The 21,869-nt window shown below is 63.8% G+C and carries 21 protein-coding genes; 5 read left to right on the forward strand and 16 right to left on the reverse strand.

Annotated features, from left to right (window positions below; genetic code table 11):
- Positions 1-7: 7 nt before the first annotated feature.
- From ACWAT4_RS12795 to xoxF5, 6 genes are all read right to left on the reverse strand, one after another.
- Positions 8-2,320: a xanthine dehydrogenase family protein molybdopterin-binding subunit gene (locus tag ACWAT4_RS12795; RefSeq protein ID WP_449730688.1), complete on the reverse strand. Its 2,313-nt coding sequence runs from the start codon at positions 2,318-2,320 to the stop codon at positions 8-10.
- 1 nt (position 2,321) lies between these two features.
- Positions 2,322-2,774: a (2Fe-2S)-binding protein gene (locus ACWAT4_RS12800; RefSeq protein WP_188104837.1), complete on the reverse strand. Its 453-nt coding sequence runs from the start codon at positions 2,772-2,774 to the stop codon at positions 2,322-2,324.
- Between the two features lie 605 nt (positions 2,775-3,379).
- Positions 3,380-3,943, reverse strand: coding sequence for an S-(hydroxymethyl)glutathione synthase (gene gfa / locus ACWAT4_RS12805; RefSeq protein ID WP_212298694.1), 564 nt, complete (start codon positions 3,941-3,943; stop codon positions 3,380-3,382).
- 33 nt (positions 3,944-3,976) lie between these two features.
- Positions 3,977-5,086, reverse strand: a complete 1,110-nt coding sequence (locus ACWAT4_RS12810; RefSeq protein WP_212298693.1) for an S-(hydroxymethyl)glutathione dehydrogenase/class III alcohol dehydrogenase — start codon at positions 5,084-5,086, stop codon at positions 3,977-3,979.
- A 61-nt stretch (positions 5,087-5,147) separates the two neighbouring features.
- Positions 5,148-5,636: a c-type cytochrome, methanol metabolism-related gene (locus ACWAT4_RS12815; RefSeq protein WP_212299178.1), complete on the reverse strand. Its 489-nt coding sequence runs from the start codon at positions 5,634-5,636 to the stop codon at positions 5,148-5,150.
- Between the two features lie 111 nt (positions 5,637-5,747).
- Complete coding sequence (xoxF5, locus tag ACWAT4_RS12820) at positions 5,748-7,553, reverse strand: lanthanide-dependent methanol dehydrogenase XoxF5 (RefSeq protein WP_212298692.1); 1,806 nt, start codon at positions 7,551-7,553, stop codon at positions 5,748-5,750.
- 511 nt (positions 7,554-8,064) lie between these two features.
- Here xoxF5 and ACWAT4_RS12825 point away from each other — a divergent pair.
- A complete protein-coding gene (locus tag ACWAT4_RS12825; protein WP_212298691.1) occupies positions 8,065-9,033 on the forward strand; it encodes a helix-turn-helix domain-containing protein in 969 nt (322 codons plus the stop codon).
- A gap of 10 nt (positions 9,034-9,043) precedes the next feature.
- Here ACWAT4_RS12825 and ACWAT4_RS12830 read toward each other — a convergent pair whose 3' ends face one another.
- From ACWAT4_RS12830 to ACWAT4_RS12850, 5 genes are all read right to left on the reverse strand, one after another.
- Entirely contained in the window at positions 9,044-9,469 is a 426-nt protein-coding gene (locus ACWAT4_RS12830; protein ID WP_212444602.1) for a hypothetical protein, read from the reverse strand.
- A gap of 81 nt (positions 9,470-9,550) precedes the next feature.
- Positions 9,551-10,591 carry an FUSC family protein gene (locus ACWAT4_RS12835; RefSeq protein ID WP_449730689.1) on the reverse strand — a complete coding sequence of 347 codons (1,041 nt, stop codon included), beginning with the start codon at positions 10,589-10,591 and terminating at the stop codon, positions 9,551-9,553.
- A gap of 161 nt (positions 10,592-10,752) precedes the next feature.
- Positions 10,753-11,679: a type 2 periplasmic-binding domain-containing protein gene (locus tag ACWAT4_RS12840; RefSeq protein ID WP_449730690.1), complete on the reverse strand. Its 927-nt coding sequence runs from the start codon at positions 11,677-11,679 to the stop codon at positions 10,753-10,755.
- Positions 11,676-12,020, reverse strand: coding sequence for a c-type cytochrome (locus ACWAT4_RS12845; protein ID WP_449730691.1), 345 nt, complete (start codon positions 12,018-12,020; stop codon positions 11,676-11,678). Before ACWAT4_RS12845 ends, ACWAT4_RS12840 begins: the two co-directional genes overlap by 4 nt.
- A gap of 21 nt (positions 12,021-12,041) precedes the next feature.
- Complete coding sequence (locus tag ACWAT4_RS12850) at positions 12,042-13,706, reverse strand: methanol/ethanol family PQQ-dependent dehydrogenase (RefSeq protein ID WP_449730692.1); 1,665 nt, start codon at positions 13,704-13,706, stop codon at positions 12,042-12,044.
- Positions 13,707-14,048: 342 nt separating this feature from the next.
- Here ACWAT4_RS12850 and ACWAT4_RS12855 point away from each other — a divergent pair, with 342 nt between their 5' ends.
- From ACWAT4_RS12855 to pqqA, 3 genes are all read left to right on the forward strand, one after another.
- Positions 14,049-14,441, forward strand: coding sequence for an EF-hand domain-containing protein (locus ACWAT4_RS12855; RefSeq protein WP_449730693.1), 393 nt, complete (start codon positions 14,049-14,051; stop codon positions 14,439-14,441).
- A gap of 129 nt (positions 14,442-14,570) precedes the next feature.
- Positions 14,571-14,900 carry a hypothetical protein gene (locus ACWAT4_RS12860; protein ID WP_449730694.1) on the forward strand — a complete coding sequence of 110 codons (330 nt, stop codon included), beginning with the start codon at positions 14,571-14,573 and terminating at the stop codon, positions 14,898-14,900.
- Between the two features lie 225 nt (positions 14,901-15,125).
- Positions 15,126-15,206, forward strand: a complete 81-nt coding sequence (gene pqqA, locus ACWAT4_RS12865) for a pyrroloquinoline quinone precursor peptide PqqA (RefSeq protein ID WP_012029362.1) — start codon at positions 15,126-15,128, stop codon at positions 15,204-15,206.
- A gap of 207 nt (positions 15,207-15,413) precedes the next feature.
- On the opposite strand, the gene ACWAT4_RS12870 is transcribed toward pqqA, so the two are convergent.
- Both ACWAT4_RS12870 and ACWAT4_RS12875 read right to left on the reverse strand, forming a co-directional pair.
- Positions 15,414-18,548, reverse strand: a complete 3,135-nt coding sequence (locus ACWAT4_RS12870) for an efflux RND transporter permease subunit (RefSeq protein WP_449730695.1) — start codon at positions 18,546-18,548, stop codon at positions 15,414-15,416.
- A complete protein-coding gene (locus tag ACWAT4_RS12875) occupies positions 18,538-19,554 on the reverse strand; it encodes an RND family efflux transporter (protein WP_249154281.1) in 1,017 nt (338 codons plus the stop codon). The genes ACWAT4_RS12870 and ACWAT4_RS12875 overlap by 11 nt, the downstream gene beginning before the upstream one ends.
- Before the next feature lie 262 nt (positions 19,555-19,816).
- On the opposite strand from ACWAT4_RS12875, the gene ACWAT4_RS12880 reads away from it, so the two are divergent.
- Positions 19,817-20,026 carry a hypothetical protein gene (locus ACWAT4_RS12880; protein WP_188104815.1) on the forward strand — a complete coding sequence of 70 codons (210 nt, stop codon included), beginning with the start codon at positions 19,817-19,819 and terminating at the stop codon, positions 20,024-20,026.
- Positions 20,027-20,030: 4 nt separating this feature from the next.
- Here the strand turns inward: ACWAT4_RS12880 and ACWAT4_RS12885 are convergent, their stop codons facing one another.
- The 3 genes from ACWAT4_RS12885 to ACWAT4_RS12895 are packed head-to-tail and all read right to left on the reverse strand — an operon-like array spanning position 20,031 to position 21,869.
- The gene (locus tag ACWAT4_RS12885) at positions 20,031-20,384 is read right to left on the reverse strand and encodes a hypothetical protein (RefSeq protein ID WP_212298681.1); all 354 of its coding nucleotides are present in this window, start codon (positions 20,382-20,384) and stop codon (positions 20,031-20,033) included.
- A gap of 47 nt (positions 20,385-20,431) precedes the next feature.
- Positions 20,432-21,142: an ABC transporter ATP-binding protein gene (locus tag ACWAT4_RS12890; protein ID WP_212298680.1), complete on the reverse strand. Its 711-nt coding sequence runs from the start codon at positions 21,140-21,142 to the stop codon at positions 20,432-20,434.
- Entirely contained in the window at positions 21,132-21,869 is a 738-nt protein-coding gene (locus ACWAT4_RS12895) for an ABC transporter permease (protein WP_449730696.1), read from the reverse strand. The genes ACWAT4_RS12890 and ACWAT4_RS12895 overlap by 11 nt, the downstream gene beginning before the upstream one ends.

Consider the following 21,869-nt stretch of genomic DNA (forward strand, 5'->3'; position numbering starts at 1 on the left):
CCCAGCCTCAGGCCTCCAATTGCTTGCCGATCGGAAGCGCGCGGATGCGTTTGCCGGTCGCCGCGAAGATCGCGTTCAGCAGCGCCGGCGCGAACGGAGGCACGCCGGGCTCGCCGACACCGCTCGGCGGCGTATCGGGTGAGGGCGGCACGATATGGACGTTGGTCACCAGCGGGGCCTCGTCGATCCTGACGACCTGGAAGTCGTCAAAATTCGTCTGCTCCACCTTGCCGTCCTTGAAGGTGACCGCGCCGTACTTGGCGAGGCTCAGGCCCATGATCGCCGCGCCCTCGATCTGCGAGGCGATGCGCTCGGGATTGACATAAGTGCCGCAATCGATCGCGGTGTCGACCCGCGGCACCGTCAGCTTGCCCTTCTCGTCGACGGCGACCTCGACGATGGTCGCGATGTAGCTGACGAAGCTGCGGTGCACGGCGATGCCGAGGCCGTGGCCCTTGGGCACCTGACGGCCCCATTCGCCCTTCTCGGCGACCAGCTCGACCACCTTGCGCAGGCGCGCGGTGTCGATCGGGTAGCTGTCATAGGGCTCGCCATAGTTCCACATGTCCTTCACGTTGGGCTTGACGATGCGCGGGCTGCCGATCAGCGCGAGCAGCGTCTCCTTCTGGTCCCGGCCGGTCGCGTTGGTGATCTCGCCGACCATCGACTGGACCGCGAAGGCGCGCGGGATGTTCGAGACCGAACGGAACCAGCCGATGCGCGTAAACGCTGCGGCTTCCGGGTTCTCGCAACTGATGTTGGCGATCTCGAAGGGCATGTCGACGAGGCCCATGCCGAGCTCGAATGGTGCCTGATGCTTGGTACCCGCGGCGAAGGTCGAGGCGATGCTCGGCGCCACGCTGCGGTGACGCCAGGCGGTGACCTTGCCGTCCTTGTCGAGGCCTGCCTCGATGCGCTCGACCGAGACGGTGTGCAGGAAGCCGTTATGGATGTCGTCCTCGCGTGTCCATTGCACCTTCACCGGCGCGCCGAGCTCCTTCGACAGCAGGGCGGCTTCGAGTGCATAATCGCATTTCGACTTGCGGCCGAAACCGCCGCCGAGCAGCGTGACGTTGACGGTGACGTTGCCCTCGGGAATGCCGAGCGTCTTGGCGACGTCCTCGCGCGTGCCGCCGGGGCTCTGCACCGGTGCCCAGATCTCCGCCTTGTCGCCCTTGACGTCGGCCACCGCGACCGGCGGCTCCATGCTGACATGGGCGAGATGGGGGATGTAGTACTCGCCGACAATGACCTTGTCCGCGCCCTTCAGTGCGCCGTCGGCATCGCCTTCCTTGCGCACGACGAGACCCGGCTTGCGCGAGGCCTCCTCGAGCTCCTTGCGGTAGGCGACCGAGTCATATTTGCCGTTGGCACCGTCGTCCCAGACCAGCTTCAGCGCGTCGCGGCCCTTGATCGCGGCGCCGGTGTTGCGCGCGATCACCGCGACGCCGCCGAGCGGCTGGAATTTCGACGGCCACGGCCAGCCGCGCACTTGCATCACTTTCTCGACGCCTGGCACCTTCAGCGCCGCGTCCGGATCAAACGAGGTGAGCTTGCCGCCGGTCACCGGCGGGCGCGCGATCACGGCGTATTTCATCCCGGGAAGCCGTACGTCGGCGCCGTAACGCGCCTTGCCGGTGGTGATGTCGTGGAGATCGACGATGCCGACCTGGCCCTTGCCGAGATAACGAAAGTCCTTCGGGTCCTTCAGCTTGAGGCCTTCGATGCTCGGTACCGATTCCTTGGCAGCATCGGCCGCGAGCTCGCCGAAGCCGAGCTTGCGTCCGCTCGCGTTGTGGACGACCTCGTGATTGGCCGCCTTGACTTCGGTCGCCGGTACGCCCCAGCGCTTGGCCGCGGCCTGCTCCAGCATGGTACGGGCCGAGGCGCCGATCTGGCGCATCGGCATCAGATAGTGCCGCGTGCTGCGCGAGCCGTCGGTGTCCTGGTTGCCGAACTTGACCTCGTCGCCATGGGCCTGCTGCACCTTGACCTTGGACCAGTCGGCCTCCATCTCCTCGGCCACGACCAGCGGCAGGCTGGTGCGCACGCCGGTGCCCATCTCGGAGCGATGGGCGAGGATTGTGACGGTGCCGTCGGGCGCGACCGCGACGAACACGCGCGGATCGACCACGACGCCATGCGGCATCTTGCCGGCGCCGGTCTCATAGGCAAAGGCCTGACGCGTCATCACGGGGGCGGCGAGCACGAAGCCGCCGGTGACGCCGAGCCCCTTCAGGATGCCGCGGCGCGAGACCTTCTCGACGCGGATGTTCTTTTCGAAGCCACGAAGCTTCCGGGGATTATCGATGAAATTCATGTCACACTCCCGTCGATGCGAGATGGACCGCGTTCTCGATGCGCTGGTAGCAGCCGCAGCGGCAGATGTTGCCGGACATCGCTTCGCGGATCTGGTCGTGCGACGGCTTGGGATTGTCCATCAGGAGCGCGGCAGCCTGCATGATCTGGCCGGCCTGGCAGAAGCCGCATTGGGGGACGTTGACCTGGCGCCAGGCCTTCTGGACGGGATGATCGCCATCCGGATGCAGCCCCTCGATCGTGGTGACCTCGCGTCCGGCGACGTCGTTGATCGACGTGATGCAGGACCGCACCGCTTCCTTGTCGACGATGACTGTGCAGGCACCGCACAGCGCCTTGCCGCAGCCGAACTTGGTGCCGGTTAGCCCGGCTTCATCGCGCAGGAACCAGAGTAGCGGGAGATCCGGGTCGCCGTCCCAGCTCTGTTCCTGGCCGTTGATCTTCACCTTGATCATGATCGTCCTCGCTCTTCATAAGCTTGCTGATTTCAACATTGCCGGTTTCGGTTGGCGCAATGTCCGCTGCGTCGTGTGACCGCATCCTGGCCCGTTGTCCTGCGCGGGCAGGCCCCGGCAGGAAGCTGGAATGCGAATCGCAATGTCCGGATGTGCTCGATACCTCCCGTTTTGTTCTTAATTGATTGAATTCGCGGGCATCGTAACGACGCGACCGTAGCAGAGATCGCGCCGGGCCGGCATCACAGCCGGGTGTTCTTGACGTGAACAGACTGCATCTGAGGTTTGTCAAAAGCAGGGCGCGGCAACATGTCGCTCGTTGCGCGGATACAGGGCTTGGGTGCCGTGAAAAAAGCTTCGTCCGCCAGAGGGACTGCACGGACGAAGCAGTAGTCCTCAGTCGAGGGAGGGAGAATCGCAGGGCACGCTGACTTCAAGCAGAAGAGGGCGGCACTGCGCAGTCATTCAGAGACCAGGACTGAGGGAGCGGAACGCGCTCGCATACGCAAAGTGCACAGGCGGCAAATCGCCGCGATCATTCGGGAACTGCACCCGTCCGCTCGCGGATAGCCAGCGAGCGGACGGGCAGTGTCAGGCGGCCGTGCTCAGGCGGCCTTGGCTTTCGCCACGTGGGTCGCGATCGCATCCATCAGCGCCGGCGACAGGCAGTCATAGGGCTCGAGGCCGATTTCCTTGAGCCGCGACCGGATGCCGGCCATCTGCTCCGGCTTCACGCCCGATTCGATCACCGAGGAGACGAAGGCGGCGAATTGCGGCGCCTGCGAACCCTGCTCCTGGAACAGTTCCGGATGGATGAAATCGAGCCCGTAGAACGGATGGTTCTTGTTCTCGATCCGGCCGTACATGTGCGTACCGCACGCCTTGCAGGCGTGACGCTGGATCACCGCGGAGGGATCGACGATCTGGAGCTTGTCGCCGTTCTCGGTCACGGTGATGTTCTGGCGGGGCACCACTGCGACGACCGAGAAGTTGGCGCCTTGCGGCTTCCAGCACTTGGTGCAGCCGCAGGCGTGGTTATGAGCGACGTCGCCCTTCACCGCGACCTTGACCGGATGGTCCGAGCATTTGCAGACCAGGGTGCCGCCGGCAAAGCTGCCGCTGCCCTGTTTGACGCCGTTATCGATCGAGGGATGGAGTGAAACAGTCATGGGTCGATCCTCCTTGGGGTGACGTTTTTCGAATTAGAACACGACGACAGAACGGATGGATTTGCCCTCATGCATGAGGTCGAAGCCCTTGTTGATGTCTTCGAGCTTGAGCGTGTGGGTGATCATCGGGTCGATCTGGATCTTTCCGTTCATGTACCAGTCGACGATCTTCGGCACGTCGGTGCGGCCGCGCGCGCCGCCGAAGGCCGTGCCGCGCCAGTTGCGCCCGGTGACGAGCTGGAACGGGCGGGTGGCGATCTCCTTGCCGGATTCGGCAACGCCGATGACGATCGAGGTGCCCCAGCCGCGATGGCAGGCTTCCAGCGCCTGCCGCATCACCGTGGTGTTGCCGGTGCAGTCGAAGGTGTAGTCGGCGCCGCCGTCGGTGAGGCCGACGAGATGCGGAACGATGTCGCCGGTGATCTTCTTGGGGTTGACGAATTCGGTCATGCCGAACCGGCGGCCCCATTCCTCCTTGGAGTCGTTGATGTCGACGCCGATGATCTTGTCGGCACCGGCCATCTTGGCGCCCTGGATCACGTTGAGGCCGATACCGCCGAGGCCGAACACGACGACGTTGGAGCCCGGCGTGACCTTTGCGGTGTTGACCACGGCGCCGACGCCGGTGGTGACGCCGCAGCCGATGTAGCAGCTCTTGTCGAAGGGGGCGTCCTCGCGGATCTTCGCCACCGCGATCTCCGGCAGCACCGTGAAGTTGGAGAAGGTCGAGCAACCCATGTAGTGGTAGATCGGCTTGCCCTTGTAGGAGAAGCGGCTGGTGCCGTCAGGCATCACGCCCTTGCCCTGCGTCGCGCGGATCGCGGTGCAGAGGTTGGTCTTCTGGCTCAGGCAGCTTTTGCACTGCCGGCATTCCGGCGTGTAGAGCGGAATGACGTGATCGCCCGGCTTCACCGAGGTCACGCCCGCGCCGATCTCGCGGATGATGCCGGCACCCTCATGGCCGAGGATTGACGGGAAGATTCCCTCGCTGTCGAAACCGTCGAGCGTGTAGGCGTCGGTGTGGCAGATGCCCGTCGCCTTGATCTCTACCAGGACTTCGCCGGCCTTCGGCCCTTCCAGATCGACTTCGACGATTTCGAGCGGCTTCTTGGCTTCGAAAGCGACGGCAGCACGTGTCTTCATCGGTAGCTCCTCAAATTCTCGCAGGGCGCCAAGACGTGCGTCTCAGTCGGGCCCCAGACGTTCACTTCTTGCCCATGCACGAGTCTTCATTCTTGGTATAGGCGTCGCTCTTGTCCTCATGCTTGCCGGGACGGGCACGGCCCCAGGCTTCATTGGAGCGGGCGCGCAGATAGACGTAGAGATCGTCCATGTAGCAGGCGACGTTCGGATTATCGCCGAACGCCGGCATCACGTTCTCTGCGGCGGTCGAGATGTTCTTGCGGCCCGAGGCGACGACGCCGAGAAAATCGGCATAGCTCATGGTCTTGAGCGAATCCTTCAGTGCTGGCGCGTAGGTCGAGCCCATGCCATCCGGGCCATGACACACATGGCAGTCCGAGTGATAGCGGCGGTATCCGGAATAAGTGTACCAGTCGACGGAGTCGCCATTGATCTTGTAGGTCGGGTTGCCATCCTTATCGAGCCATTCGCCAGTTTCGTTCTGCTTGACGGCAGTCGGATCGCCCGAGCCGTCCGCGACAGCAATTCCCCCGGACGCAACGAAGATCATCGCAGCAATGACAGAGCAGATTTTACGCAAGAGATGTTCCTCGAAGGCGTTCGGTGGAGACGAGCCGGCGCGTGGAGTTGATCCACGCGCCGGAGCGAGACGAGGTCGAGGCTAGTTCGCAGGCAGCGAGAACACGGTCAGCGTGCCGCCGAGTGCCGTGTAGTTGCTGAGCGCAGCGTAGCCACCGACAGCACCGAGGCCCGCAGTCGGATCGGTCAGACCCGCTGCCAGACCGATGCCGGCCCAACCGCCGACGCCGGAGAGCACGGCAACATACTGCTTGCCGCCGTTCTCATAGGTCGTGACGTTGCCGATGATGCCGGAAGGAGTCTTGAACTTGTAGAGCTCCTTGCCGGTCTTGGCGTCGACAGCCTTCAGGTAGCCTTCGAGCGTGCCGTAGAACACCACGCCGCCGGCGGTTGCGAGCGCACCCGACCAGACCGAGAACTGCTCCTTGTTCGACCAGACGATCTTGCCGGTCTTGCCGTCCCAGGCGATGAAGTTACCCATGTTGGTCTCGCCGGCAGGCGGATACATCGAGAGCGTTGCGCCCACATAGGGCTGGCCCGCGGTGTAGCTCACCTTGAACGGTTCGTAGTCCATGCAGACATGGTTGGTCGGGACGTAGAACAGCTGCGTATCCGGCGAGTAGGCCGCCGGCTGCTCGTCCTTGGTGCCGAGCGCGGCCGGGCAGATGCCCTTCACGTTGTGATCTTCGCCGGCCTTGTCGGTCGAAGCTGCGTCGAGCACCTTCGGACGACCATAGGTGGCGGAGTTCTTGTCCATGTCGACGCCGGAGGTCCAGTTCACCTTCGGGTCGTACTTCTCGGCGACCAGAAGCTCACCGGTGCCGCGATCGAGCGTATAGCCGAGGCCGTTACGATCGAAATGCGTCAGCAGCTTGCGTGCCTGGCCATTAATCGACTGATCCGAGAGGATCATCTCGTTGACGCCGTCATAGTCCCATTCGTCATGGGGCGTCATCTGATAGACCCACTTGGCAACGCCGGTATCCGGGTTACGCGCCCAGATCGTCATCGACCATTTGTTGTCGCCGGGACGCTGCTTCGGATTCCAGGTCGAGGGATTGCCCGATCCGTAGTAGATCAGGTTCATCTCGGGATCGTAGGAGATCCAGCCCCAGGTGGCGCCGCCGCCGATCTTCCACTGATCGCCCTGCCAGGTCTTGAGGCTCGAATCCTTGCCGATCGGCTTGCCGAGTGCGGTGGTCTTGTCGTCGACCAGGATCTGGTCATCCGGACCTTCCGAATAGCCACGCCAGGCCAGCTTGCCGGTCTTGATGTCGTAGGCGCTCATGTGGGCCTGAACGCCGAACTCGCCACCGGAGATGCCGATCAGCACCTTGTCCTTGACGACCATCGGTGCCGAGGTTCCGGTCTCACCCTTGCTGGGATCGCCGTTCTTCGCGGTCCATGCGACCTGACCGGTCTTGGCGTCGAGCGCGACGAGGGTCGTGTCGGCCTGGTGCAGGAAGATCTTGCCGTCGCCGAAGGCGAGGCCGCGGTTAACGGTATCGCAGCACATCACCGGGATGACGTTCGGATCCTGCTTCGGCTCGTACTTCCAGACGATCTTGTTCTCGTTGGAAAGGTCAATGGCGTAGACCTTGTTCGGGAACGGCGTATGGACGTACATCATGTTGCCGACGATCAGCGGGCCGCCTTCGTGGCCGCGCAGCACGCCGGTCGAGAAGGTCCAGGCGACCTGGAGCTTGCCGACATTTTGTGCGTTGATCTGGTTCAGCTTGGAATAGCGGTTATTGGCGTAGTCGCCGGTCGGCATCACCCAGTCTTTCGGGTTCTGCGACATCTTGTTCAGCTCGTCATTGGCTGACGCGCTCCCGACGGCGAGAGCCGCCGCGGAGCCAAGAAAGGTCGCCAGTAGCACCTTGCGCATAGTCATTCCTCCGTTGGTCTCGTTTATTGTTTCCGAAGCGTTGCTCAATCACCGGGCTTCTCGTCCGGCGTCTGCTCGTGCAGGGCGGTCGCGATTGGGACCAGAAACGATGCTGTGCTGTTTCCTCCTCCTGATGAGAGCCACAGGTCCGCGTGCAGGAGCGGCCCGTTCTTTTTGTTCCTGCCGCAATTCGTAACGACTTCGTCACCGGGAAACTTGCCCAAGAGAGAAGCTGATTTGCTCGATAGCGCACGGATGCGAAGTTTTTGATTTTGCAGTAGCGAATTCAGCGGCTTCGACGCTGCGCGGTGCGGCTCTCAACGCTCAGGTTCCCCTTGACGGCGGTGCAACTAAGGCGGAGGATTGTCCTTCAAGGGTGGCAATGGAGCGATGGCGCTCGTTCCCAAGACCGCCCAAATTTGAGGTAAACGTCACGCAATCACGGCTGAGGGCTCCAGCAGCGCTGGTCGCGATTCGCGTCGAATCCCGAAACACACCAGTGGCTGGATTAATGTCCGACACCATTCACACGTTCTCGACGACCGGCATGACGCCGAAGCGCCAGATCCAGAGTTGGATCGATGGGCTGACGAGCCTGTGTGGGCATTTCGACGTCGATCCGCTGGAGGCGTCCTCGCTCGAAGGACGCATCGACTACACCAGCGTCTCTCGCCTCAAGCTCTGCCAGATCGAGGTGAGCCAGCATCGCATCGCGCACACACTGGCGCGCGCCAAGGCCAATGAACACCCGTACATCAAGATCCACTTCCAGACCTACGGCGTGTCCTATTTCGAGCAGGAAGGCCGCCACATCGAGCTGAACCCGGGCGACATCATCGCCTATGACGTCTCATGCCCGCATTTGATCGTCAGTCCCGCCTTCACGCGCCACGACGTGGTGATCGTGCCGAAGGCGCTGCTGCGCGATCGCGGCTTCCCGTCGCAGCGCATGCCGGCCTGCAAGCTGTCGGCCAAAACAGGGACAGGGCGGATCGCCCACGATTTCGTCCATGCCACGTTCGACGAGGCCGCGAAGCTGTCGGCCAACAGCGCGGTCGGCGTTGCCGATTCGCTGATCGACCTGCTGCTGCTGCCGCTGCGCGAAGCCGACACGATGTTCGATCGTGTTGGGCCCGAGGCGATGTATGTGCGTGCCCAATTTTTCATCCGCGAGCACCTGCGCGATCCCGATCTGTGCATCGACCAGATCTCGGCCGAGCTCGGCTGCTCCAAGCGTTATCTGCACATGCTGTTCTCCGAGCGCGGCACCACGGTGAGCGACTACATCTGGCAGGCGCGTCTTCAGAATTGCCGCCAGGAGCTCGAGGCCCACGCCGGCAAGACCATCACCGATGTGGCATTCTCCTGGGGCTTCTCGAGCTCGTCGCATTTCAGCCGCGTGTTCCGGAAATATTTCGGCGTGGTGCCGTCCTCGATCCACAAGGCGCAGCAGAACGCCGTTGCCGCGGGCGAAAATTAGGCCTGCCTGCTCAAGTCGACATGGCGACGTAGGGAATGCTGGTTACGAGCGCCGCGACCAGCGCTGCGTTGCAGAGCATTCCACTCCAATGCAGTCGACGCAGTCGGCGCACGGCCTCGGTGTCGCCCGCATCCCTGGCGCTGAGCTCGTTATCCATCCGTCGCATGAACCGACCGCGTCCCCAGATCGCGAGGGCCGCAATTAGGCCAATGCCGGCCGCGAACAGCGGTCTCCCGGCGAAGATGAAAGCGGCCGTCCCAAAGACGCCGGTCACAGCAATCATTCTGAACTGGATGTTGAACATCCCGCGCAGCAACTGCGTGACGGGCGGGATGTCGAGCTTCACCAGCAGGAACGCGGGCGAAGCCAGCAGGAAATAGCCCATCGGAAAAAGCAGGATGACCAGGGCCGCGACGGCGACAGCATCGGGTTTCATAGGCTCGGCCTTTCTCGCCCGGAGCGGAGAGGGGCGTCCGGCGACAGCGCATGATCATAGCTGGCCAAGGCGCTTGCGACACTAGGCTTTGGTTGGATGCGAAGGGGGCGGCCCGCCTTTCGGCGTCACGCGCTGCCAGACGATGTCGGTCAGGGCGACCGCGATCAGGCCGAACGCGCCGCCGATGATGACATTGCCGATGCGTTCCTCCGCAATGCCGCTGGCGCCGCCGGCGAAGGATGCGGCGAGCGCAATGAAGAAGCAGCGCAGGCCGAAGCCGACGACATAGCGGGAGAACGAGATCAGCGTGAGCGTGGCGGCGAGAACCGCAAGCGCATAGCCGACGCGGTTCTGTGGCAGCGCGAGGCCTGCGAGGAAGCCCGAGGGCACGCCGGCGAGCGCGCCGATCGCGCGCTGCTTCAGCTTGTCGGTGGAGGCGGAGAGATCGCCGACCACGACGCTCGCGGCCGACCACATCACCCATTGCCCTTGCGCGAGATTCAGGATCTCGACCAGTGCCGCCGCGGCGAAGACCGCGATGGCGGTGGCCGTTGCGGGCAGCAGCCATTTGGTCGCGGGCAGTCCGAACGAGGTTGCTGCTTTGGTGCGTCGCCGCTGGTCGTAGATCTGGATGCCGCAGACCAGCGCCAGCGCGACCGGCGAAGCGACAATGACGATGCCGGCATGCCGCAGAGCTTCCGAGGCGCTCATGCCCTCGTGCACCTCGCAGGCGAGATAGACCGCCGGGATAAACACCCAATTGCCGAGCGTGCGAAAATCTTCGCCATGTCGGGTTGCCGCCACCGTGAGGAACCCGGTGAGCGCTGTCAGCACCACGAACAGCGGTTTGACGGGAGCGGCAAGGAACAGTGCCGCGAACGCGATGAGGATGGCAAGGTAGTGCCACGCTGTGACCTTCGGCGGAGAGTGCAGCCGCAGCGCCGGAATGAGCAGCGACACCGCGATCAGTCCCAAATTCAGCAGCGCCGGCTCGCGCGAGACGAAATAGGCGGCGACGAAGGGGCCGACGACGATGAGCGCACGCAGGAGCTCGCTGCTCTTGATTTCGCGGGAGAGGAGATCGCGCAGGCCGGTGGCGGACGGAGTAGTCGGGGTGTTCACGGGGCACCGGTGTCAATGAGGCGTTATGCATAGCACAGGAGCGACCTCAAGACTTCAGTGGGGGAACCGACTATCTCGCCTCACCCTCGCTGTCGTCGCCCGCCTTTGCGGGGCGTGACAGCGGAGAGTAGCGCGGCATCACGGCGCTTCGCGTCCGCCCCTCACCGCTGAATGATCTTCGTCCAGACGTCGCCGAGGATCGCGGGTTCGCGCGGCGGCAGATAGGTCAGCCCGGCTTGCTGGCCGAACTCGGCGATCTTGCCCTCGGCGGCAAGATCCGCCAGCGCCTTGTTGACGGCCTCGACCAGGGCAGGATCGCTGCCAAGCCCGACATAGCCGCGATTGACGCCAATCGGGTAATAATATCCGGAGGCCGCGATCGCCGTATCGGGATGCGCGGCGCGGTGGGCGTCGTAGCGCGCGAGGTCGATCAGGGTCGCATCATATTCGCCGCGATTGAGCGCACCCAGAAGGTCATCGCGGGCAGGCACGAGATGGGTGATGTTGTCGATCAGCCGCCCCTTGTCGAAGGTCATCAGGATGGCGTCGCCCAATGAACCGCTCTCGATCGCGAGGCGAAGGCCGGCGAGATCGCCGATGTCGGCAATCTTGCGCTCGCGCGCCTTCGGTCCAAGCACGACCGTCATCGGCGAATAGACGTAAGGTCTGGTCGGCGTGAGCACGCCGAGCGCCACGCGGCGGCGCCGGTCGTCGCGCGTAGCGCCTGCGAAATCGGGGAGGCGCGCCGTCGGCACGCCGGGCTTGACGAGGGAGTCCGTCGTCAGCGCGTAGCCGCCGACCAGCGAGCAGCGGCCGTCGGAGAGCAGTGCATTGGCCTCGAGCTGCGGGCTCGAATCCTCATCCAGCTTGCTTTCGAACCACTGGATCTTGAGCGGCCGTCCCATCCGATCCGCGATCGCCTGCGCCAGCAGGACGTCGAAGCCTGAGTCCGGCTTGCCGCGGTGGTGCGCCGAGAGCGGCGGGCGGTCCTCGTCCAGACAGACGCTCAGGGGATCGGCCGCCCACGCCGCCATCGCCGGCGCAGCCAGCATCATGGCAAGACCGAGTGCTGCCAGCCGGTTCCTCATGGTCTTCTCCGGCTCGAGATGAAGGCCCAGAGATTGCCGATGTCGTCATCGTTCAAAATGTCGCCCCAGGGCGGCATCCTGTTGTTCTTGCCGTTCTTCACGGTGGTGACGAACCGCGTCTTGTCGTCGGGAAAGGAGCGCAGGTCCGGCGTGATGGTGCCGGAATTCATCATGTTCGGGCCGTGGCAGTGCGAGCATTTCTCGGCATAGGTCGACTTGCCGTGGTCGATCTGCGCCTGCAGCGGATTGCCGTTCGAATCATCCGCGGCACGAACGGTCGCCACAAGCGCGACCGTCAGCACCGCGACGGTGGCGAGGATCGCCACCGTCTTGTGAGCCATGTCTGTCAACGTCTGTTGCCGTTACTGCTTCACCGCAAAGACCCACAGCGAGCCGCCGGGCGGCACCTTGGCCAGCCGCTCGTCGCCGGAGAACAGCGAGTAGACGCCGCCATAGCCGCTGGTGATGGCGATGTACTGCACGCCATCCTGCTGCCAGGTCACCGGTTGTCCCTCGATGCCGGAGCCGGTCTGGAACTGCCAGAGCTTCTTGCCGGTGTCGGCGTCGAAGGCCTCGAACTCGCCGGTCAGCGCGCCCGTGAATACGACGCCGCCTGCGGTCGACAGCACGCCGGAGAAGCGCGGGATGTCGCTTGCCGCTTCCCACTTCGCCTTGCCGGTCATCGGATCGATCGCCTTCAGATGGCCGCGCGCGCCGTCACCCCATTCCCAGGGATCGGTCAGGTCCATGCCGAGATACCATTCACCCTGCTTGAAGGTGGCCGGCTCCGACTTGTACTTGCCGCCGAAGGCAAGCGTGTTGGCGTAGGCGAGGCCGGTCTGCGGGTTGAACGACATCGGCTCCCAGTTCTTGCCGCCGAGGATCGACGGATAGACGGTGACCTTCTTGCCGTCGCGCGCATCCTTGACGACGTCGGTCTCGATCGGACGCCCGGTCTTCAGGTCGACGCCGGTTGCCCAATTCACCTTCACGTAGGGATTGGCCGCGAGCACCTTTCCGTTGGTGCGGTCGAGCACGTAGAAGAAGCCATTGCGGTTGGCATCCATCAGCACCTTGGTCGGCTTGCCCTCGACGTTCATGTCGGCGAGGACCATCTCGGCCACCGAGTCATAGTCGAACGGATTGTTCGGCGAGAACTGGTAGTGCCACTTGATCTTGCCGGTCTTGGGATCCATCGCCAGCACGGAGCAGGTGTAGAGGTTGTCGCCGGGGCGTACGGCCGCGTTGAACGGGCCGGGATTGCCGATGCCCCAATACACCGTGTTCAGCTCGGGATCATAGGAGCCCGTGATCCAGGTCGAGCCGCCGCCGAGCTTCCAGGTGTCACCCTTCCAGGTGTCGCCGCCGGGCTCGTCCGGCGAGGGGACCGAATGGGTGCGCCAGAGATGCTTGCCCGTCGCCGGGTCCCAGCCGTCGATGAAGCCGCGGGTGCCGAACTCGGCGCCGGAGATGCCGGTGATGACGACACCGTCGGCGACCAGCGGGGCCACCGTCATCGAATAGCCTTCCTTGATGTCGGCCGCCTTCTGCCGCCACAGCTCCTTGCCGTCCTTGGTATCGATCGCGATCACGTTGGCGTCGAGCGTGGTGCGAAACAGCTTGCCGTCGAACAGGGCGGCGCCACGGTTGATGATGCCGCAGCAGACGATACGCGGTGTCTCGGCCGGATATTCGATCTTGGATTTCCAGATCTGCTTGCCGGTCTTGGCGTCGACCGCCATGGTCGCGTTGTGAGAGGTCACGTAGATCACGCCCTGGTAAACCAGCGGCTGCGATTCCTCGCTGCGATCGTCGTTGAAGGAGTAGTTCCAGACCGGGACCAGGTTCTTGACGGTGTCTTTGTTGATCTGGTTCAGCGTTGAGAAGCGCTGGAGATTGTAGCCCATCCCGTAGTTGAGAACGTTCGACGTATCGGTTGCACCCTTGACCAATTGATCGGTCGTCTGTGCACTCGCAACCGAGCATGCGGATATGACGAGGCTCGCGGCCATCGCAAAACGTTTCATCCGTTCCTCCCAATATGCGCGCCTTTTGACGCTGCAGAAGCAACACTCTGTCGGAAACCAAAACGCGTCAATACGAAAGTCGAAAGCGGCTTGCCGATATGTTGGACGTCGTCTGCCGGTCACCTGACGGAAACCTGACAATCTGCTCTCACTTGCGCTCAGGCGCTGAAAAAATTCCGCGGCATGATACAGCGCCTGCGATCCGCGGTGGTATGCGGGCCGGCGAGGTGGGTGATGTTGCGGTGCGCCGGTTGCATTTCCGGACTTGAACCGGGGCTTGCTTGCGCAATTATGTCGTTAGATCCCCCGTCGAATCGGGGGTCTTGGTCAAGGAGGTCTCAAATGATATCGCGTCGCTCAGTTGCGCTTGCGCTCACACTTGCCGCGCTCTCTGGCCCGGCCTGGTCGGCATCCGGCGGTGCCGTCAAGATGTTCGACACCGACAATGACGGGACGATCGATCTTGCCGAAGCGAAGAAGGCGGCAGCGGCGCTGTTCGCAAAGCTCGATCCCGACCACGACGGGACGCTCGACGCGCGCGAATTGCGCGGACGGTTAACGGCGAAAGAACTCGCCGCCGCCGATCCCGATCACGACGGCACGCTGACGCTCGACGAATATCTTGCCGTGGTGGAGCAGCGCTTCAACGCCGCGAATCCCGACAAGGATGGAACGCTGGATGCGAAGGAGCTGAACTCGCGCTCCGGCCGGGCATTGCTGCGGCTGTTGCGATAACGGGCCGGCGAGGAGCGGACTGCGGAATTCTGCCCTGAAATTCGGAACATCGGTCGATTCGACCTGTTTTCCTCGACATCCGTCGGGCGCTGGGGGCCCGCTCGGCGGGAAGGAGAGGAGACGAAGCAGATGAATACCAAACGATCCATTCTTGTTGCGTGTGGGATCCTGACACTGAGCGCCGGCACGGCGATGGCGGGCCCCTGCAACACCGGCACCACCGCCGGCAACAAGGACGCCGGTTCCGGTCCTGTCACCGTGGGCTCGGCGCAGTCCAATCGGTCGGATGCGGCGAGCAATAAGGGCCAGCACCCGCCGACCAGCACGATGAATCGCGCGAGCGGCGAAACGCCGGCATCGTCCGAGGATGCACAGCGTCAGATGCAAGGCCAGCCGACGGCGGCCCAGAAGGCCGAAGGTGCCAAGCCGAATGCGATGGCATCCGACAAGGGCTGCTGACGGCGAGGCGTAGCGCGTATCGAGACGTCCGCGGCATTGCGCAAGACGCTCTCTTCATGGGTCGCGTTTGACCATGAGAGAACTGGCTTTGCCCGAGAGTGAAATGCAGCCGCGAAGAATCGGCACAGACACGCTCGAGGTTCGAATCGAGGCTTGAACTGTGTGGGGCGCAGCCCTAGGTTTTGCCCGGCGCGATGTCGCGCTCAATACTTGGGGAGACCCCGAATGGCCTGGAAAGCTCCGAAGATCGTGGAAGTGCCGGTCGGCATGGAAATCAACATGTACGCCTGCGCTGCGCGCAAGTAAGCCTGAAGACCTGCCGCGGCTTCGATGGCAGATGCCGTCGAAGCCGCGGCAGTGTTTTGGCGTTCGGAGCGGTTCGTTCGGCTTCCCTAACGTCCGGCGGCGATAGCGATCGAGCAACGCGCCCGACATCTCAACTGTCAGCTCATGTTTTTGCCCCCGTCGTGACCCACTTGGCAGTGTGGCTGAGGGCTTAACGCGGATTTGCGTTTATTCTGCACGGGCCTTGAAACGCGCGTAACGAAGCGCAAGGGTCGGCAAGACCAAAAGGCTGAGTGCCATCGAGGTCATGAGGCCCCCAAGGATGACGATCGCCATCGGGCCCTCGATTTCACGACCTGGCTCTCCTGCGCCGATGGCGAGTGGCAGCAATCCCAAGCCGGTCACGAGCGACGTCATCAGGATCGGGACAAGACGATCCGCCGCACCCTCGATCGCGGTATCGGGGCCCCACGCGCGACCATCGACGAGGACGAGGTGTTCGTAGTGCGAAATCATGAGGATCGAGTTTCGAAGCGTGATTCCGAACAGCGTGACGAAGCCGACCATCGATCCGAGCGAAAGCAGACCGCCGGTCAATGCGAGTGCGAGCACCCCCCCGACCAATGCAAACGGCAGATTGATCATCACCAGCAACAGATTTCGCCAATGGCCGGTAACCATCGCGAGCAGAACGACGATGCCCGTCCCGGCCAGCAGAGAATTCACGATGAGATCGCGCCGCGACCGGGCCTGAGCCTCGGCCGCGCCGGCAAATTCAAGGTGAGCGCCGGGTGGGAGTTTGACTTCGCGCGCAAGCTTGCGCTTGGCGGCCGCCACGAAGGATTCGAGGTCGCGTCCACTGGCGTTCGCCGTTACGGTCTGAACGCGCTGCGCATTCTGGTGCTGGATCTGATAGCGACCCGACGTTTCATAGACGTCCGCGATCTGCTTGAGCAGAATGTAGGCCCCGCTCGGTGTGCGAACCGGCAGGTCGCCGATCTGGGTGAGCCGGGCGCGGGCAGGCGCATCGAGAATCACGATGATGTTGAAGACGGCGTTGCCTTCATAGCCCTGGCCGACGATGTCGCCCTGGTAGGCGGTGCGCACCAGCTCGAGCACCTCGACCGCATCGAGTCCCCAGCGCTGCAGATCGGTCGGCCGAAGCGTCACATTGACCTGCGGCATTCCCGGCGGTGAGCGTCGCTGCACGTCGGCGGCCCCGCCGACTTCGTCAAGCTCTCGCGCGACGTCACGTGCAGCGCGGTCGAGTGAGTCCAGATCAGGCCCATAGATGTTGATGACCACCGCCGCGGTGAAGCCGGAGACGGTTTCCTCGACGCGCTCCGTCAGGTAGGTCTTGCTCGAGAAGGAAACCCCGGGGAAGTCGGCGAGGGCTTCCCTGATGCGCGCTTCTGCTTGGGATTGAGCCTGACCCGAGAGACCTGGCTCCAAATCGACCTCGAACTCACTGGAATGCGGACCGACCGTGTCGATGCCGGCCTCAGCCCGGCCGACGTGCTGCGCCACCCTGCGAATGCCCGGGATATGGTGCAGCGTATCCGTCATCAGCTTGCCGATACGAAGAGATTCGTCGAGCGAGGTGCCGGGGATTGCCGAGACGTGCAGAATCAAATGGCCTTCCCGAAGGTCGGGCAGGAAGGTCCCGCCAAAGAAAGGCAGCATCGCCGCGCCGGCGATCGTGACGGCTGCGGCTGCCGTCATCACAAGCTTCGGGAAGCGGCCGATACGACGCAGCAAGGCCTGGTAGTAGCGACGGGACCAACGCACCGCCGGCGGCTCATGCAGGCGTTGTCCGCCGGTTCTTCCGACGAGAAGCAGCATGGAGAGCGCCGGCGTCACCGTCAGAGCGACCGCGAGCGATGCGATCACAGCGAAGATGTAGGCAATTCCGAGGGGGCCGAACAGGCGGCCGGCAATGCCGGACAGCGCCAGGACCGGAAAGAACACCAGCAGCACCGCAAACGTCGCATAGGCAACGGCGGTGCGTACCTCGAGGAAGGCGTCGAGCACGACGCGAGGCTCGGGTCTCGGCACCGTCGCCCGGCGATTCTCGCGCAACCGGCGTACGACGTTCTCGACGCCGATTACGGCGTCATCGACGACTTCGCCGATCGCGATTGCGAGCCCGCCCAGCGTCATCGTGTTCAGAGTTTCACCTATCCATTGCAGTGCGAGCACGGCTGCCAGCAACGACAGGGGAATTGCGGTGCAGCTGATGATCGAGGTGCGCCAGTCGAACAGGAATAGAAAGAGAACGACGACCACGAGCGCTCCGCCGATCAACAGGGCGGTGAGAACGTTCTCGGTTGCCGCATCGATGAAATTGGCGGGACGAAAGATGTCCGCATGGAGCTTGACGCCGTCGGCTTCGAGGCCAGGTCGCAGCTCTTGCAGCGCGGCTTCCGCTCGTGTGGTGACCTCGCGGGTATTTGCGCCATATTGCTGGCTGACCATGAGCATGATGCCAGGCACGCCGTCGATGAGAGCGGCCCCGATTGGCGGCTCGGGAGCGGTCACGACGGTGGCGACGTCGTCGAGAACCACGCTTGCGCCGCCTTGGTGCAGAAGCACGGTGCGGGCCAGCTGTTCGGGCGTCAACGACTGTCCCTGGGTTTGCAGCGTGATGCGCTGATTGGCCGTGTCGATGAAGCCGGCGCCGCGCACGCCGGTGGCCTTGCGCGCAGCGGCCAGCACGTCATTCAGACCGACCCGGAAGCGGATCAGATCGTCCGGTCGGACCTGCACTTGCAGGGACCGGACATCTTTGCCGTAGGTCGAGACCTGTGCCACGCCCTGCACGGCCAGCAGCCGTCTTGCCACGGTCCAGTCCGCAATGGTGCGCAAATCCATCAGCGAACGTTGGTCGGACGTCAGGCCAATGACCAGCACCGTGCCGGCCAACGGGGTCAATGGCGTCATCGACGGCGGCTGAACGCCTTGCGGCAGCCGGGCGGCGACGACGGCCAGGCGTTCGGTCACCAACTGGCGCGCCCGATAGATATCACTGCGCGGCTGGAAGACGACGGTTACGACCGAGAGGCCCTGGATCGATGACGAGCGCAGACTCTCGACGCCGGCCAGGCCGTTGATCGACGTTTCGATTGGTTGCGTGACCAGGATCTCGACATGCTCCGGGCTGAGGCCGGGAGCCTCGGTCTGGATCGTCACCTGTGGAGGTGCGAATTCGGGGAAGACCCCGTATTTGGCCTCGCCGAGTGCGAACAAGCCGTAGCCCAGCAGCGCAAACGCAAGCGCCAGCACGATGCCGCGGAATCGGATGGCGAATGCGACGAGAGCGGCTTGCGGCCCTGATCTGCCGGAGCCGGTGCCATCAGTCGTCATCGCCGCCCCGAAGCTCGCTTTTGGCCTCCTCGGACAACAGGACCTGCGCGCCCCGCATGACGATTTCGGAGCCGGACGGGATGTCCCGGACGACGTAGTCGTCATCGGAGACCGGCTGATCCATGCTGATCGGGTGCCGTCGGAAGCTGTCGGGGCTCACGCGCAAGTAAACCCACGATCGACCCTGCCACCGCACGATTGCGGTGTCTTCGATGAACACGCCCTCGTAGGTTTTGCCCGACGGCACATAGACTGTGGTGTTCATGCCGGGCAGCAGGCCGCTATCGCCCGGCACGGAGAAGAAATAGCTCAATCCCTGAATACGGGGGTCTGTGCGGGTTGCCGGAGAGATGTACTGCAGATCGATATTCGCATTCCGGGTCGGCGCCTGCGCCAGCGCCGTTCCCGGCGTGCCGCTGACAGCGACGCCGGGCGGCAGCGTTACCTGAACCAGAAGCTGATCGCGTTCGATCAGGCCGACAACGGCAGGCGAGCGCGCGACGATTCCCCGGCCGATGACCGGCCCCCATTCCTGCTGTGCTGTTGCGGCGAGAGTCCTGAGCTGTGATTCCGCTGCGGTCAGCGCAGCCTTGTCGACCCGCAACGTCCCCTCTGCGGTCTCGGCTTCTTTCTTCGGGAGGGCGGCGGAGTCGACGAGATTCTTGGTCCGGTCGTATGCGCTCTTCGCCACTTCGAGCTTGGCCTGCGCTGTCTGGAGTTGGGCTTGCGCATTGGCGTAGCTGTTTGCGAGCTCCGTAATGCGGGAGATATCGAGCACGGCGCCATAGGCGCGGAATTGCTCGGGATGGGGAGCTGCTTCCAGAGCCGCCGTTTCGAGCCCGATCTGTGTCTGCTGGCTCGGCGTCAGCTTGACGACCGGCTGGTCGCTGTCTGCGGTGCGGGAAGGCTCAGCGCGGCCCGAACCCGGTTTGTCCGGCTGTGTCTCGGCAGCAGCAACTCGCCCGACATAACCCGTAACGGCCCAGGTGCTGGCGATGAGCGCCAACACGCAGACTGCGGCCGCGACGCCGCGCCGGGAGGTTTCCGTAAGAGCCATCAGCCTGTTAGCAGTTTTCGGGAACCAGCTTATTGACGAAACCGGCGGGCGGCAAGCCGCCGGTGCACGTCCGTGACTTCTGTGGCGGTCGGTGCGCGTGGTTGCGAAGCCGTGACCGTTCCCGCATGGCTCACGCCTGTTTGAAACTTCCGGCTGCCTGAGACGTAGATTTTTATGATAGTTTCTTGATGATCCCTGAAGGATTCCCGGCATGAACCCGATCGATCTGGTGGTGACTGTGTGTGCGGTGCTCTCGCCGGCGACCTGCGAGGAGCAGCATCTGGTGTTCAACTTTGGCGGCTCACCGGCGCAATGCTCCATGGCCGCGCCGCCTTATATCGCGCAATGGGTCGGTGAGCATCCGAAATGGCAGGCGGTGCGCTGGCGCTGCGAATATCCGCACCCGAACGACAAAGCCTGATCCGCTACTTCGTGCAATCCTTCAAATCCTTGTCGGCGATCGAGAACACGGCATCCGCCTTGATCTCGATGTCGCGGACGACGCATTGCCGTGAGTTGGGATAGCTGACCTTGGCGTCGTAGCGGCCGGGTTCGACGCCGGTGATGCGTAACCGCTCGTCGTGATCGACCTCCTTGTCCTTGTCATTCAGGCACTGGTTCGGGCCCCAGTCGGTCTTGCCGGCCGGTGCCAGCTGGAAGCCGGAGATCGTCTCGCTCGTCAGATTCCAGAGCCGGATGCCTTTGCCCTTGGTCTGCGCGAGCGCCGCGCCCGGCATCGCAACCAACAGGATGCCGATCGCAATCAACTGACGGCGCATGGTGAACTCCCTCGACAATCTCGTTTGACACAGTTGACCACAAGTTTTCATTTCGATTCAAGCAGCAAGGCCGCGAGCTCTGTCCTGATCCTGGCGAGATCGACCTCGCTACGTTCGGCGCGCGGGATGGCAATCGGCACCTCCTGCACGATGCGGGCGGGACGTGGCGAGAGGAAGAACAGGCGGTCGCCGAGACGGATGGCATCGTCGAGGCTGTGGGTGACGAGCAGCGTCATCACGGGGCGACTCGCCACCAGCGTCGCGATCTCGTCGCGCAGGCGGCCGGCGAGCGCGTCGTCGAGCGAGGCGAGGGGTTCGTCGAGCACGAGCAGATCGGGTTCGACCGCAAAGGCGCGGGCGAGCGCAACGCGGCGCGCGAGGCCGAGCGATAATTCGCCGGGAAAATGGCTGCGATGCGCGTCCAGCTCGAGAATCTTGAACAACTCTGACAGCTTCGCATCGGTGACGTCAGGCGCCGCCAGCCGCACATTCTGCTCGACCGATCGCCATGGCAATAGCCGCGGCTCCTGGAACACCATGCCGATCCGCGCCTGCGGCGGGCGGGCGACATGGCCGTCGAAGTCGCGGTCGAGCCCGAGAATGATGCGCAGCATCGTGCTCTTGCCGCATCCGGACGGGCCGATCAGCACGCCGACCTCGCCGGACTGCAGCGCGAACTTGACCGGCGCCAGCACCTCGTGCGTCCCGCCCGCAGCGCTCCTGTAGGTCTTGCCTGTGATCTCGACCTCAAGCCGCACGGGGCCGCCACCGCGTTGCGCGGGCCTCGAATGGCTGCACCAGCGCCGTCTCGATCACGAGCACGACCGCGGCGAATGTCAGGGAATAGGCGAGCAGGCGCGGCGTGTCGAACAGCTGGAAGGCGACGCCGATCTCGAAGCCGACGCCGTTCGGCCGTCCCAACAGCTCGGCGACCAGCACGATCTTCCACACCAGCGACAGGCCGGAGCGCGCGGAGGCTGCGATATAGGGCGCCAGCTGCGGCAGCACGACATGGCGGAACGCCCGCCAGCGCGGCATTGCGAACACGTTCGCCATCTCGTCGAGCGAGCGATCGAGCGCACGCGTGCCCTCACGCAAGGTGACCACCGCCGTCGGCAGCTTGTTGATGGCGATCGCCGCGATCGCGGCGGCCTCGGTGAGCCCGGCCCAGATATAGGCCAGCACGATCACCACCAGCGCCGGCAGGTTGAGCAGCAGGATCAGCCAGGGATCGCCGAGCCGGTCGGCAAGCTTCACTCGTCCCATCAGATAGCCGATGGCGCTGCCGAGCGACATCGCCAGCACGAAAGCGAGCGCGACGCGCGCCAGCGTGGCGCCCAGATGCACGAACAGCGCGCCGCTCGCGGCTTCGGCGATGATGACATTGAGCACCGCGGGCGGGGAAGGCAGCTTTGCGCCGCCGACGAACAGCGCGGCTGTCCACCAGATCGCGACGAAGAGGGCGAACGAGAGAAGGCGCAGCAC

Source organism: Bradyrhizobium sp. T-1 (assembly GCF_053592855.1).

What these genes read in the sequence shown, in the direction of transcription:
- ACWAT4_RS12855 (WP_449730693.1), top strand. Translation starts at nt 14,049, where the DNA reads ATGATATCGCGTCGCTCAGTTGCGCTTGCGCTCACACTTGCCGCGCTC.
- ACWAT4_RS12845 (WP_449730691.1), bottom strand. Translation starts at nt 12,020, where the DNA reads ATGGCTCACAAGACGGTGGCGATCCTCGCCACCGTCGCGGTGCTGACG.
- ACWAT4_RS12810 (WP_212298693.1), bottom strand. Translation starts at nt 5,086, where the DNA reads ATGAAGACACGTGCTGCCGTCGCTTTCGAAGCCAAGAAGCCGCTCGAA.
- pqqA (WP_012029362.1), top strand. Translation starts at nt 15,126, where the DNA reads ATGGCCTGGAAAGCTCCGAAGATCGTGGAAGTGCCGGTCGGCATGGAA.
- ACWAT4_RS12830 (WP_212444602.1), bottom strand. Translation starts at nt 9,469, where the DNA reads ATGAAACCCGATGCTGTCGCCGTCGCGGCCCTGGTCATCCTGCTTTTT.
- ACWAT4_RS12800 (WP_188104837.1), bottom strand. Translation starts at nt 2,774, where the DNA reads ATGATCAAGGTGAAGATCAACGGCCAGGAACAGAGCTGGGACGGCGAC.
- ACWAT4_RS12825 (WP_212298691.1), top strand. Translation starts at nt 8,065, where the DNA reads ATGTCCGACACCATTCACACGTTCTCGACGACCGGCATGACGCCGAAG.
- ACWAT4_RS12880 (WP_188104815.1), top strand. Translation starts at nt 19,817, where the DNA reads ATGAACCCGATCGATCTGGTGGTGACTGTGTGTGCGGTGCTCTCGCCG.
- ACWAT4_RS12795 (WP_449730688.1), bottom strand. Translation starts at nt 2,320, where the DNA reads ATGAATTTCATCGATAATCCCCGGAAGCTTCGTGGCTTCGAAAAGAAC.
- ACWAT4_RS12840 (WP_449730690.1), bottom strand. Translation starts at nt 11,679, where the DNA reads ATGAGGAACCGGCTGGCAGCACTCGGTCTTGCCATGATGCTGGCTGCG.
- gfa (WP_212298694.1), bottom strand. Translation starts at nt 3,943, where the DNA reads ATGACTGTTTCACTCCATCCCTCGATCGATAACGGCGTCAAACAGGGC.
- ACWAT4_RS12870 (WP_449730695.1), bottom strand. Translation starts at nt 18,548, where the DNA reads ATGACGACTGATGGCACCGGCTCCGGCAGATCAGGGCCGCAAGCCGCT.
- ACWAT4_RS12815 (WP_212299178.1), bottom strand. Translation starts at nt 5,636, where the DNA reads ATGATCTTCGTTGCGTCCGGGGGAATTGCTGTCGCGGACGGCTCGGGC.
- ACWAT4_RS12860 (WP_449730694.1), top strand. Translation starts at nt 14,571, where the DNA reads ATGAATACCAAACGATCCATTCTTGTTGCGTGTGGGATCCTGACACTG.
- ACWAT4_RS12850 (WP_449730692.1), bottom strand. Translation starts at nt 13,706, where the DNA reads ATGAAACGTTTTGCGATGGCCGCGAGCCTCGTCATATCCGCATGCTCG.
- ACWAT4_RS12885 (WP_212298681.1), bottom strand. Translation starts at nt 20,384, where the DNA reads ATGCGCCGTCAGTTGATTGCGATCGGCATCCTGTTGGTTGCGATGCCG.
- xoxF5 (WP_212298692.1), bottom strand. Translation starts at nt 7,553, where the DNA reads ATGCGCAAGGTGCTACTGGCGACCTTTCTTGGCTCCGCGGCGGCTCTC.